Here is a 12,856-nt window from a genome sequence, read left to right on the forward strand (position 1 = left end):
TCATATAATATTTGATTTTAATGCCACAAGATATGCCCCAAGAGCCGCTGTTGCATTCTCTTCTTCCGAGACAAAACTACGGATTTCCCCACCCACGCCTTCAAACTTCAGAATATCAACCAGTGCCTGTCTGAGAGGATTCTTCCCGCACACAATAATATCCATATTTTCATATATTTTTATAGCATCCGAATTTTGAATCGCCTCAATATCCCCCTGAAGACTTGCCCCAAGAATATAATTTGCAATTTTTCTTGTATCTGTCTCTGCAAAAAGATTCAGTATCCTTCCAGAAAAACAAGCTCTGCCCAGTCCTGTCTTTCTGGCATTTCGATATCCGGCCAAAAGCCATTTTCTATCATAGGATTCTTCTTCCACATATTCTCGGCTAACTGATTTCGCCAAAATTGTATTATTTGTAATAGAAGCAAGAATTTCTCCTGAAATAGATGTCAGACATCCTTCAATCTTTCCCTTATCGTTTATAGAGACAAATTTATTGTGTGAACCCGGAAGAACTAAAAGCATGGGCTTTCCACTGAAATATCGATCAATCACCGCAACACTTTCCACTTCCTCACCACGCATAATATCCATTGCCTCATAATTGTCTAGGCTTATATCTGCTATTGCATTCTTTATTCCCGGAATAAAATAAATCGGCAGCGGACATATTTCTTCAAGCTTCACCGGAACAACTGCACGAGCCAGTTCCTCAAGTCCTGCCGGTGCTGTCAGATGGGGTATTTCCACAAGTCCCACATCTGATGTAATCATACCGCTGGCAATAATTCTGTAAACCTGATCATACCCCAAATGTTCTGCAGCTAGCAAGTTTTCCAGGCACTCCTTAACCGCAGCTTTCAGTTTTTGGTTATTTCCGTCAATAGCTGTATTTCTTACGCCTACACCTCGCCGCTCCTCCGCCATCTTTTTATTCGTATTATCCCACAAAATACAACGTGTATTCGTTGTCCCCCCATCAATTGTTATCACATAATTCTTCATCAGCTTATCCCCCCGCAACTCATACCTTACTCTTATTATAAGGCATTCTCTCTTATATTTCGTACATACTCTCTGGCATTACTGGTTATTTTTTCAAAATCTCCACAAGCAATTACTTTTCTGTCTGCCAGATTGCTGCCCACTCCAACACAACAGCATCCCGCATTAAGGAAATCAGTACAATTTTCAGGCGTCACATTTCCCACCGCCGACATGGCTATATGTTTTAACGGACTGCGAACTGACTTTATATACTCTATGCCCAATATTCCAGCAGGAAATAACTTTACAATATCAGCTCCTGCTTCATAAGCCATTACGACCTCTGATGGAGTGAATGCTCCGGGCATGGAAACTAATCCTAATTGCTTCGTTTTTCGAATTACAGCACAGTTTGTGTTCGGAGAAATAATATAAGCAGCGCCAGCCCTGGCACACTGCCAAACCTCTTCTTCGCTCAAAACGGTTCCGGCTCCAACACATAGTTCCTCTCCAAATTCCTTTTTGAGCAAAGTAATTAATTCATATGCATTCCTTACAGAGCCGGCTGTACTGTGATCCAGAGCAATCTCAAGACAGCTTATGCCGCCTTTTTTAATCGCCCGTGCCATATCCAGGATGGCATCCCGTTCAATTCCTCTGATAATCGCAATAATTTTTTCTTTAAAAATCAGATTTAATGTCCGCTCCATTTTGTTATACCACCCTTTCAATTGACTGACAAGTAATACAAGTTTTAATCTCAACAGTATTTACAACTTATATGTAGTATATATCACATTAGACATCTTTTTACAACAAATTAGTCCCAAAAAAATAAAATATGGCTATTTGCACAATTTTTGCTTAATTAGTCGAGAAAAATCCAAAGTTCTTTATTCATTTTTTCTCAACTTGTCATACATATTATCATTTAAATTAATAATTAATGTATTACCTTTTCCATTCCATCCACTCGAATTATTTCTCTCAAGAACGTTGGCAAAATATATAGGCACTAAACACAACAGAATACAACACTCCAAAGCCTCCCTGCAAGTTTTGTTGATATCAACTATAATATAAAAATACTCCTTTTGAATAAGAATCTTAATATTTTGATTCTAACTCAAAAGGAGACTCTTCTTTCCTGAGACAAATATTTTTATACTATCTACCTGGCTGAAACACTCTCGTTATCCCAGGCTTTCCTGAATAAATTCACTCAGCACATTAGTATCCACAAAAGCTATAGTATTTTCCAGATCCTTTATCCGCTTGTCCCGAAGCAATCTTATGGCAAGCTCATTCAGATACTTTTTGTCCAAAAAGGGGGCTATAACATCAAAATCATGACCGCCTCTTTCATATTCTTTTTCAGCAATTTCCTGAAGGATTTCCCTTGGAATAAACGGCAGAATATCCTCCACTCCGGCAAGTCCATCATTTTCATAAATCATGCCTGCAAGCTCACCCATGCTGCTTCTTTCTATAAACGGCGCAATATCTTCTATATTTTTTCTGTCTGCTATCATCATTTTTACGGTATCGACGATAACCTTCTGCTCCAGGAACGGAGCCGCATCCTCGATATCATCATACCTGCCGTTTTCAGCCGCCCTGTATGCCAGCTTATTTATCGTATCCTGGTTAATGAAGGGCAGCAATTCAGTCATTTCTCCCAGTTCAAATTCCTGCTTTGCATTCTCCACAATTCTTTCAATCTGAGCCGGCTGTAAAATAGGGGCAGCCTCCTTCAGTTCTTCTGCAGCTACCAGCGTATTTCCTAAAAACTCTTCTATATCTCCCTCAATTATATTGGTAATCAGCTCTGATTTTTTTCCCAGCAGTTCATCAATACTAATGCCAAACAGCTCCGCAAGCTCAGGCAGCTTCGAAATATCCGGCATGGAGTTTCCCCTTTCCCAGTTGGACACTGCCTGAAAGCTGATATTCAGTCGATCCGCCAGCTCCATCTGTGTCATATTACTGACCTTTCTGAATTCTGAAATTTTCCTGCCTATTTCCTTCGTATCAAACATATTTTCTCCCTTTCCTCTGATAGTTTCCTTTCCGTTGATAGTTTTCTTTCCACTAACATTTTTTCACTGACAGTTTTCCGTCCGCAGCATTATCGTATCAAATCCCAACCGCCTTTTCCAACAAGTAATGGTTGAATACAGTTAAAAACATCCATTCAAATATCAGTTGAATCAGTTGAACCGCAGGCAAATCCCTCCCGTCCACCATCCAATGTCATAAGCTCCATCCACGCTGCAATCCATAATAGCTTCTCTTCCCACTGCCTCCTTGCCGCATCCTTGTCTCTCCCTATTTTCCCCTGTCACCAAACTCCGCCAACTCCCCCACCCCAATCACCGTCAGCCTGTGCATAGCTCGTGTACACGCAACATAAAGCAGCCCTCTGTCAAACTCGGCCCCATACGTATTTTTATCCGCATCCGCCACCACCACTTCGTCAAATTCCAGCCCCTTCGCCATCCGCACCGACGTTATGGATACCCCGTCGGAAAACCCGGTGCTTTCCGGGGATATCAGCGTCACTTTACACTGTCTTGCCAGGGCATCATACATCGCCTCCGCCTCCCTGTCCGTTTTCAGGATAATGCCCATGGAAGCGCTCTTCCCCATTTCCCTTCGTTCCTCAAAGCTTTGCACCTCTTCTCTGATTATGCCTATCTGCGCCTGCCTATCTCCACAGGCAATTACCTGAGGTTCCTCTCCGTGCCGTTCCATGGCTTCCAGCAGATCGTTGGGGCAGATGCGCCTGGCAAAGGAAATGATTTCATAAGTGGAGCGGTAGCTTTTATTCAGCATCACGAATTCGGCGCTTTTGTACATCCGCCGGATATCCTTCAGCGTGTGCAGATGGTCTGGGTTCAGGCGCTGGCCGAAATCGCCCAATATGGTTTTGTGACAGCGAAACATTTCATTGAGGACGGCATACTGTACCGGCGTATAATCCTGCATCTCATCTATGACCAGGTGCTTTGTCACTCCGCTTTGCTTCAACCCTTCAAATGCGGCACGCAGGTACAGGAAGGGATAGACATCCGCCCATTCCAGCGTCCGGGGGGCAGGCATGGCAAACAACCCGGCAATTCCCATTTTTTCATAGAAATCACGGTATAGCGCCAGAGAATCCTTTATGGTAAGCATATTCATCAGGCTTTTTTCTATTGCCGCTGCACGCGGCAGTTCTTCCCCTCTGATATTTTCCGTCTGCATACGCTCCCGGATATCCCCGGCAGTCAGCGCAAGGCGCTTTTTTACCGGGAATTTTGTGTAGGCTAAAAATCGCTTCCGGATCCATTCCTTCTCCACAAAGAAACGGCCCCAACGGTAATCCTCCGGCAAAAAAACAGTGTAAGGCAGCTGTCTGCGGTATTCCTCAAGAAGTCTTACGAATTCCAGGGTTGATTTGTACCGCACCCGTTCCCGGAATTTTTCATCCTTCGTATCCAACGGATCGCTTTCCGGCACGAAGCCGATAACGCCCTCCAGCTGCAGCTGTGCAAGCTCGGCAAAACCCAGTTCGAAAATAGGCTCCTCTCCCAGCTCAGGAATAACGTTTGCTATGTAATCGCCGAAAACCCGGTTGGGCGAAATTATGGTCACGTTGCGCGAGCTTAATTCCTTTTGGAAGCGGTAAAGCAAAAAGGCGATTCTGTGAAGGGCAATGGAGGTTTTCCCGGAACCCGCGACTCCCTGGATGATGAGGGTTTCCGTCTTTTCGTTCCGTATGATCCGGTTTTGTTCCTTCTGGATTGTGGCTATGATGGATTTCATTTTTTCATCCGAGGTTGCGCTCAGTTCCTTCTGAAGCACATCGTCCTGCACATTCAGGGAGCTTTCCAGCGCGTACTCCATCACACCGTCTGTGATTTTAAACTGCCGTTTTCTCGTGAGCAGCCCCGTGATCCTGCCTGCCGGGGCCTCGAAAGAGGCCGGTCCGTTTTCATAGTCATAAAACATGCCTGATACCGGGGCGCGCCAGTCATATATCAGTGGCTTCTTCTTATATTGAAAGCCAAAGCGGCCGATATAATAGATTTCATCCGCAGGGCTGCCGTCCTCTCTGAAGTCTATCCTGGCAAAATAGGGGGACTCCTTCAGTCTGGCGATTCTGTCCCTCACTCCTGCGGCAAAAGCGCCTGTCCTGTCGGTCTGTTTTAAAAGAAGTTCGTTCTGGAACATTTCATGCGGGTCGATCTCGCCCCGGTTGTCCGCCATGTAGCGTTTGGCCTCCCTGTATTCCTGTTCCAGCCTGTCTGCATTTTCTCCCGCTTCCGCAAGCGCCTCCTCCAGCCGTTCCAGTGTCTGTGCCAGGTGGATCTGCTCCTCAGGGAAAGGGAGGGGCTTCTCCTGCCGCCTGCACGTTATTTTTCCCCCGCTGTCTTTATGCATCGCCTGTTTCCTCCTTCTTCAGCACAAACCGCTGCGTCGGATAGCCGAATTCCACCAGCAGCTCCGCCTCTGCGAAGCCCAGCCCCTTGATTTCACGGCGCTGTCCGGTGTCCGCCTTATCCCCCTCCCGGTACGTGGTGATGCTGATTTCCCTGCCCTTTGCCAGCTCGTCCATCACCTTATTAAGAAAAACCCTGGGAATGCCCATTTTCCGGTAAAACGGATGGGTTCCCATAAAATCAATATTTCCTGTCTCAGTGTCAAAAAGCAGGATTCCCACGGCGATACCTCCGTCCTTCAGTATCAGCGCCTGTCCTGCACGGATTTTTTCCTGCAGGATCCGGATATATTCTTCCTCATCCAGGCAGGGAAAGCCATCCACCACAAGGCGAACCAGCTCCATCCAGCAGGGAATGTCGGTTTCTTGGGCAAAAGCGGCCTCCCATGGCCTGTTTTCCTTATTCTCCAGCATGCTGTAGCTCCCCTCCAGGCTGTATTTTAACTGCAGCGGGTAAAAACGTTCATTTTCCCGGTATCTGTTGGGCGGCATTTTATACAGGGCTGTAAAAATCCCGGTAAAGGCCTGCTGGCTCTCATACCCCGCCAGCAGCGCGATTTCCAGAATCGGCTTATCTGAAAAAACCAATAGCTTCGCCGCCTCCGTCAGCCGCCTTCTCTGTATGTAGTCATGCGCCGTCAGTCCCGTCATATCGGCAAACATCCGGTGCAGATGGTACTTGGAATAGTGGACGGCATCCGCTATGGTATCCAGGTCCAGTTTTTCGGTCAGGTGCGCTTCTATATATTCAATGACTGCCGTAATATTTTGTATATTCTTTTGCATGTTCTCCTCCTTCCGAAGCCTTATTATACCCAACCGTGACGGGACATTTTTCATCAATCTTGCTTTTTTAAGAAAAAAGCCGGCCTGCACGCGGCAGACCGGCCCTTACCCTCCGACCTTTATTCTAACGGCCGGTTTTGTTTACAATCCGTATGGAAAACGCCGCGGAAATTCCAATGATACAGGCCGACAGCGTCAATACGCAGCCCGCAGCGGCGGCGGGACGGGAAAGAAGCTGCCATGCTTCGCCTATCCCCAGCTTTCCTGCCAGATAATAAAATACAAGAAAGCCGACAGTGGGAATAAACATAAATATTTTTCCTCTAATCGAGCCGTACTTATAATATCCGGGCAGCTGTACCCCTGCGTATATGGTAAACAGCAGCATGCCAAGAAGCAGGGAAGAAAGCAGATCGCCGCCCGACGGCGGGGACTTTACCGCCCAGAGCAGAATTGCGCTCTGCAGCGCCGTTTCCAAAAGCAGCGCCAGGTAACCGATTCCGAATACGGCAAGATATCTGCCCGCTACCAGGCTTCCCCTGCCCACGGGCAGGAAGCCGTAAAACCGCTCCATCCCATTTTTTTCAGATATGGAGAAGGTGTACGCTGTCGTCATGGCCGTCACCGTAACGCCGAAGGACAGCCCTTCCAGCAAGGATCCTGTAAAAAAAGGAAACATCAGCGGTACAAGAAGCACCAGCAGCACGGATTTTGCATAGGGCTTCAGCAGCATAAAATCAAGTTTCATACATTTCATAGCAGGGTTCATATGTTTTCCTCCTGACTGTTTCTGTCGGTCTGTCTGCTCATAAAGACCACAATATCATCAATGGATGCAGGAACACATTCCAGGCGGCCGGCAGCGGCCAAATCCTCTTTCCTGATCAGCGCCTCAAAGCCTGTGGGGAAAGTGCGCAGTCCGATGAGCCGGGCCTCCAGTCTGGGGGTAAGCTCCTTCCTGTCTCCCCTCACAACGCGGAAGCTGTCCGCAAAATCCTCCTTTGTTCCTGTAAAAATCAGCTGTCCCAGGTGGATATAGGTGATGTAGTCTGCGATTTTTTCCAGATCAGGTGTAATGTGGGTGGAAAAAAGCACGCTTCGGCGGCCGTCCTCAATATACTCACACAGGATATCCAGCAGCTCGTCACGGGATACCGGATCCAGGCCGCTTGTGGGTTCGTCAAGAATCAGAAGCCTGGCGTCGTAAGAAAAGGCGCAGGCAAGCATGAGCTTCATCTGCATTCCCTTTGACAGTTCTTTCACCTTCTTTGTCTTGCCAATCCTGAACCTGGAAAGCAGGGACCAATATTTCTCAGAATCCCAGGCGGGATAAAAAAGCGTGTAGGCTTTTTCCACATCAGCCATCGTCCACTCATCCACAAAGCTGCTGGAATCAAAAACAGCGCCGATATCCTTCTTTATCTCCTGCTCGGAGGCAATATTGTCTTTTCCGAACACGGTTATTTTCCCGCCTTCGCGTTCCGTCATATTCAGTATCGCTTTAATTGTCGTCGTTTTACCGGAGCCGTTAGGGCCGATCAGGCCCATGATATAGCCTTCGGGCAGATCAAAGCTGATATTATCCAGCCTGAAATCCGCGTATGATTTTTCCAATGCCTCCACATGCAGCATGCTATCCATTTATTTTTTCCTCCATACATTGTCTGAACAGGTCGGTTATCTGTGCATCGCCGGCTCCGGCTTTCCTCGCCTCCCGGATGGCGTCGGCGAACATCGCCCTGGCCTCCCCTATCAGGTGGTTTCTAATCAGTTCCTCACTGCTCTGGGCGACAAAGCAGCCCTTTCCCTGGATATTCTCTATGTAGCCCTCACTTTCCAGCTCGGTATAAGCGCGGTTAATCGTGAGCACCCCCACCTTGAGATCTCTGGCCAGGGAACGCAGTGAGGGCAGGATATCTCCCGGCATAAGCTCCCGGGACAGTATTGCCTGAAGTATCTGGCTTTTTATCTGCTCGTAAATCGGGCCGTCATAGTTGTTTGATACCACAATTTTCACATCTCGGTCCCTCCTTCATCAGCTGGCTGATATGCTGTTATGCACATCACTATAACAGTTGTATTATTATCTGTCAATGGCCTTGTATCTGATTTTCTGAGTAAAATATTGGCAGTCGTCCTTGACAGAAAATCGAACTCATAGTACGATTATCATAATATCAGTATAGTAAGGATGAAAAATATGAAAAAAGAACACTTAGTCCGCTTTCATCAGCAGAATATCCTGGCTGCCGCGGAGAAGCTTTTTTCCGAAAAGGGCATGTGCCAGACCACCATGGACGATATTTCCAGGGCTGCGGAATACAGCAAATCAACCATATATGTTTATTTCCATAGCAAGGATGAAATATATAACTACATTATTCACAGCTACATGTGCAGTCTGAGGGATACCCTGCGTGACTGCATCCGGGAAAACCCGGATTTTGAAAGCAGGTACTTTGCGGTCTGTAACAGACTGTGTTCCCTTTATGCCGGCAAGCCTATGTATTTTACAAGTATACTGGGATATATAAGCGTTGACGAGCAGGCTTTAGTGGAAAGTGAAATCCTCCGCCGGATTTATGACGTGGGCGAGGAGATCAACGATATCCTAGCTGCATGTTTTGAGCAGGGAATCCGGGAAAAATACCTGCGGCAGGATCTCTCCATCCTGCCCGCTGTTTTTACCCTGTGGGCCTCGTTGGGCAGCCTGATCCCCATGGCCTATGAAAAAGAAACCTATATTGAAAACAGGATGGGAATGAAAAGGTCGGACTTTCTGCAGTACGGCTTCCGCCTGCTGCTCACCTCACTGAAAAAGGAGGACTGACGAATGGGAATTTTTATGGGAATCCTGTGCTTTTTATGCTTTCTCCTCCTGCTTGCCAAGGCCGCATCCAGGAAATTCGGCCTGAAAAAAGCAGACCGGCTTTTTATGAAGCTGCATAAGCCTTTATCCGCCGTGCTTTTCCTCCTCTGCCCGGTTCACATTTTTTTCGTGCTGCGGACGCCACGGGCAATGTGGTTGTCCCAGACTGCAGGGCTGTCCCAGGCGACGCGGCTGTCCCAGACGGCACGGCTGCCAGGCTATCTGTCGGGAGGCTGCCTGTTTCTGTGCATGCTTGTCCTGATAACCCTGTGCCACACCTGCCGGGACGAGAGGCGAAAACTGCAGCAGCACCGGATTTTATCTGCAATGATGCTTGGATGTGCGCTCATTCATACCTGGATCGGCCTGTTTTCTGCGGCTTGAACCTCCGTATGTGCTGTTCCTTTGTATGTGCTGCTCCTCTGTATGTGTCGCTCCCCTGTATGCCCCATGAAAACACTGATTGTTTCCGCACGTCTGTCTCCATGGGACCGGCGCATGGAAACGCCCCCAAAGGAGGAATTCCAAATGAATAAATCAAAAGCGGCCCCTGAAGTCCGAAAAAAAAGATGCCTGATCCTGTACTGCTCCAGTCATCATCAGAACACGGAGACCCTTGTAAAAAAAGCTGCTGCACAGCTGTCTGACATTGCTGTTATGCCTCTGTCAGAGAACTGCCTCCCGGAACTTTCCCATTACGAGCTCATCGGCCTGGCCTCCGGCATTTATATGGGCAGGCCCCATGCCTCAATGCAGTCTTTCCTGGAGGCTCACCAAAAGGAGCTGAAGGGCCGCAGGGTTTTTACACTTCTGACCAGCGGCGCCAACCAGAAAAAATACGGCACAGCCTTTTCCTCCCTTCTGGAAGGCTATGGCTGTACCGTATTGGGGAATTACCAATGTAAAGGGTTTGATACCTTCGGCCCCTGGAAGCTTATCGGCGGGATTGCCAAGGGACATCCTGACACCAGTGACATTGCAGGTGCGCAAGCTTTTCTGCGCGGGATTCTCAGGACGCAGGCCTGATACCTGCCGCCACGCATTCACACGGTCTGTGCGGGCCTATCCGCCGTAAGGCCTTTCCCCGCGTCATGCTCCAGAATTACCCGCAGCAGGATTTCCGCAGCCAGCCTGGAACCGGTCTCTGAGGCATGCTCGCCGTCAGGCGCATACATTTCCGTTTCCGGATGGGCCTGCTTATACTGCCACCATTCCTCGCCCACCGGCGCAAGCACGGCCCCCAGCTGTTCCGCCATTTCCCGGTATGTCTCCGTCATTTTCTGCTGTCCGGCTTCATTCGTTTTCTCAGCCCAGGTCATATAGGCAACCGGTGTGCTTCCGGCTTCCTGAATCCATTGATTAATCGACTTTGCCGCTTCAAGCATGTCCTCCTTCGGCCCGAACGGATGGGCATGTTCCTGAAGGACCACATAATCATAATTTCCATAAAGAATGTTAAACCTGACCTCCGGCTCCTTCTGATGCTGATGGAGGAACCAGCCGCCATGGGTGAGCATTGTCACCTCACAGGCAATCCCTTTCTTTCTTGCAAGCTCCGCAAAAATCTCCGGCATATCATTAAAATAGGTGTGGCTGTTGCCAATAAATAAAACTCTCATTCCCTGTATTCTCCTCTTCTTTGGCTTTCTGCGGATTTTCATCCGACAAAGCCAATGCTTTTCTACTAATCCTGATGTATTAATCATAATATACCGTAGGATATTTTTCATCATAAAAATAAAGAAAGAACCGCTATGGGTACAGACGGAAAAATATTCCGCTGTGGCCGGAAACTCCAAAACAATAAAAAACGAAAAGCAGGAAGAATCGTTGGTATCATTTTCGGCTCCGCAAGATATGAAAATATAATAGCTGTGGATATTGAAGTGGAAGAAACGTACAGAAGGCGCGACATCGCCGCCTTTCTCACAGAGCATATGCTCAGCAGCTGTTCTGAAGAAAACCTGACAGTACAGTGGGACTGCGTGGAATCTAATTCCGCCTCCCGCATGGCAGCAGAAAAATGCAGTTTCTATTTATTCAAGAAGCGCCCTTATTATTGGTTTGAAATATCGTAATCTGTATATGGAATAAACTGCAAAGGCACAACGTTCATTTTATGGGCAACAAAAAAGCCTGGTAAAAACCAGGCTTTTTCCATCGGAGTGACAAGACTTGAACTTGCGGCCTCTACTTCCCTAAAGTAGCGCTCTACCACCTGAGCCACACCCCGAAGCTTTCTTATGTCGTCCGGGCTTTCGCTCCAACCGACGAATGTTAGTATACAAAAAAATCCCAAATCTGTCAATATGTTTTTTTAATTTTTGCAAAAATATGTTTTGTGATTTTTTTATTATTTTTTGTCACTTATGAAAATGCCCCTAAGAAGCGTCAATGCTTTCATATATAAACATAACTGTTCTAAAAAATAACGCTTCCCACAAAGGTATTTTCTGACCAGCAATATAAAATCATTCAGCCACGTTTCACCGTAAGATAAAGTAATATATCCACTGTAAATATATTTTTATCGCAGGTTATTTTCATATCACCATTATACTTTTTAATCATATCCTTTACGCTATCCAGTCCCAGGCCATGGTTTTCCTTATCCTCTTTTGACGTTAGAAGTTTATTGCCTGAGGTCTTAATGCAGCCACAATATGAATTGGATACCCGAATAAAAAGTATCCCTTTATCCGCGGTAATTTGCAGGGACAGCCATTTAACCTCCGTCTGCCGTGCTGCTTCAATCGCATTATCAATAATATTTCCAAGAATAACCGCCAGCTCAAATGAACAGGTATGCAAATCCTCCGGTATTTTGACCTGAACATCAACTTTTTTAAGAATAGATACCGCTTTCTCCAGCATAAAATTGAGAATACCATCGATATCCTTATTCCCCGAACTGACATGCTCCCTGGGATTTATCATTGCCTGCTCCATTTTATCAAGATATTCCAACATTTCCGCGTTCTTATTAAGCGAAGCCATACTATACAGCTGCATAATATGATGGACCATATCATGCCGCAGCCGCCTGATTTTTTTCTGCGTCTGCGTGATTGTTTCCAACTGGCTGGAATAAACTTTTACCTTTAACTCCATCATCTCTTTTTCACGGAGCTGATGATGCACTTCCATAAGCATATTATACAAATAAAATACAACGATATTAATAAGCAGTATTCCCATGCTCTCACATACAAGCAGAAATCTGTTATTCAGGTTAAAGCTAATCAGCATAAAAAGCATTATTATGCTTAATACCGGTATTATAAGAAGGTATTTTATCCCCCGCGTATACTCCTGTTTCGCTTTATTATCCAGGAGCCGTGCAGCAATAAGTTCTGAGATTTGGATTAAAAGGACTGTTACAATAGAAAATAACTGCGGCGTTGTCTGTCCGACTTTATAATCAAAGAAAAGGAAGCTTGCGAGAATATCGCTCACCATATTTATCGTGTAAATAAGCACGGTTGTAGTTATTTTCTTGCGGATGCTGCCATCATAAAGAAGGGTAACCAAAAAAGACATATCAGATTCGTGGCAATATTCACGATTGGATAATGAAAAATCAGAAACATGCCAAAACTTATCACATAAAATATCACATAAGCGATTACTTCAGTTCTTTTTCCTGCCTTTCTTTCAGTAAGAAAAAGACCGACAAACTTCCAGACAATATAGATACGGAAGAGATTTGTTACGGCGGCGATCAAAAT

At 46.3% G+C, this 12,856-nt stretch carries 14 protein-coding genes and 1 tRNA gene; 4 read left to right on the top strand and 11 right to left on the bottom strand.

The genetic code is table 11. The features are described from left to right. The 8 genes from HMPREF1548_RS05965 to HMPREF1548_RS06000 all read right to left on the bottom strand — a co-directional run bounded on the left by HMPREF1548_RS05965 (position 1) and on the right by HMPREF1548_RS06000 (position 8,276). Entirely contained in the window at positions 1-1,008 is a 1,008-nt protein-coding gene (locus HMPREF1548_RS05965) for a 2-dehydro-3-deoxygalactonokinase (RefSeq protein ID WP_021634954.1), read from the bottom strand. A gap of 35 nt (positions 1,009-1,043) precedes the next feature. Further along, positions 1,044-1,700 (bottom strand): bifunctional 4-hydroxy-2-oxoglutarate aldolase/2-dehydro-3-deoxy-phosphogluconate aldolase, encoded by a 657-nt coding sequence (locus tag HMPREF1548_RS05970; protein ID WP_021634955.1) that lies wholly within the window; start codon positions 1,698-1,700, stop codon positions 1,044-1,046. A gap of 483 nt (positions 1,701-2,183) precedes the next feature. Beyond that, positions 2,184-3,029, bottom strand: coding sequence for a helix-turn-helix domain-containing protein (locus HMPREF1548_RS05975; protein ID WP_021634956.1), 846 nt, complete (start codon positions 3,027-3,029; stop codon positions 2,184-2,186). 289 nt (positions 3,030-3,318) lie between these two features. Next, positions 3,319-5,415 (bottom strand): HelD family protein, encoded by a 2,097-nt coding sequence (locus HMPREF1548_RS05980; RefSeq protein WP_021634958.1) that lies wholly within the window; start codon positions 5,413-5,415, stop codon positions 3,319-3,321. Next, positions 5,408-6,259 carry a helix-turn-helix transcriptional regulator gene (locus tag HMPREF1548_RS05985; RefSeq protein ID WP_025491662.1) on the bottom strand — a complete coding sequence of 284 codons (852 nt, stop codon included), beginning with the start codon at positions 6,257-6,259 and terminating at the stop codon, positions 5,408-5,410. Before HMPREF1548_RS05985 ends, HMPREF1548_RS05980 begins: the two co-directional genes overlap by 8 nt. Positions 6,260-6,383: 124 nt before the next feature. Next, a complete protein-coding gene (locus tag HMPREF1548_RS05990; RefSeq protein ID WP_021634960.1) occupies positions 6,384-7,028 on the bottom strand; it encodes an ABC-2 transporter permease in 645 nt (214 codons plus the stop codon). Continuing rightward, the gene (locus HMPREF1548_RS05995) at positions 7,025-7,900 is read right to left on the bottom strand and encodes an ABC transporter ATP-binding protein (protein ID WP_021634961.1); all 876 of its coding nucleotides are present in this window, start codon (positions 7,898-7,900) and stop codon (positions 7,025-7,027) included. Before HMPREF1548_RS05995 ends, HMPREF1548_RS05990 begins: the two co-directional genes overlap by 4 nt. Continuing rightward, positions 7,893-8,276 (bottom strand): GntR family transcriptional regulator, encoded by a 384-nt coding sequence (locus HMPREF1548_RS06000; RefSeq protein ID WP_021634962.1) that lies wholly within the window; start codon positions 8,274-8,276, stop codon positions 7,893-7,895. The genes HMPREF1548_RS05995 and HMPREF1548_RS06000 overlap by 8 nt, the downstream gene beginning before the upstream one ends. A gap of 183 nt (positions 8,277-8,459) precedes the next feature. Here HMPREF1548_RS06000 and HMPREF1548_RS06005 point away from each other — a divergent pair, with 183 nt between their 5' ends. From HMPREF1548_RS06005 to HMPREF1548_RS06015, 3 genes are all read left to right on the top strand, one after another. After that, entirely contained in the window at positions 8,460-9,089 is a 630-nt protein-coding gene (locus HMPREF1548_RS06005; protein WP_025491661.1) for a TetR/AcrR family transcriptional regulator, read from the top strand. A 3-nt stretch (positions 9,090-9,092) separates the two neighbouring features. Next, positions 9,093-9,512: a hypothetical protein gene (locus HMPREF1548_RS06010; RefSeq protein ID WP_021634964.1), complete on the top strand. Its 420-nt coding sequence runs from the start codon at positions 9,093-9,095 to the stop codon at positions 9,510-9,512. 144 nt (positions 9,513-9,656) lie between these two features. Then, entirely contained in the window at positions 9,657-10,154 is a 498-nt protein-coding gene (locus HMPREF1548_RS06015) for a flavodoxin domain-containing protein (protein WP_025491660.1), read from the top strand. Between the two features lie 17 nt (positions 10,155-10,171). Here HMPREF1548_RS06015 and HMPREF1548_RS06020 read toward each other — a convergent pair whose 3' ends face one another. Then, complete coding sequence (locus tag HMPREF1548_RS06020; protein ID WP_025491659.1) at positions 10,172-10,747, bottom strand: SGNH/GDSL hydrolase family protein; 576 nt, start codon at positions 10,745-10,747, stop codon at positions 10,172-10,174. 135 nt (positions 10,748-10,882) lie between these two features. Between HMPREF1548_RS06020 and HMPREF1548_RS06025 the strand changes: the two genes are divergently transcribed. Beyond that, positions 10,883-11,206, top strand: coding sequence for a GNAT family N-acetyltransferase (locus HMPREF1548_RS06025; RefSeq protein WP_021634968.1), 324 nt, complete (start codon positions 10,883-10,885; stop codon positions 11,204-11,206). An 82-nt stretch (positions 11,207-11,288) separates the two neighbouring features. On the opposite strand, the gene HMPREF1548_RS06030 is transcribed toward HMPREF1548_RS06025, so the two are convergent. After that, positions 11,289-11,361: transfer RNA gene (locus HMPREF1548_RS06030), tRNA-Pro, on the bottom strand. A 242-nt stretch (positions 11,362-11,603) separates the two neighbouring features. After that, positions 11,604-12,668: a sensor histidine kinase gene (locus HMPREF1548_RS06035; RefSeq protein WP_081745581.1), complete on the bottom strand. Its 1,065-nt coding sequence runs from the start codon at positions 12,666-12,668 to the stop codon at positions 11,604-11,606. Positions 12,669-12,856: the final 188 nt, after the last annotated feature.

Origin of the sequence: Clostridium sp. KLE 1755 (assembly GCF_000466465.2) — a bacterium.
Lineage (GTDB): Bacteria > Bacillota > Clostridia > Lachnospirales > Lachnospiraceae > Eisenbergiella > Eisenbergiella porci.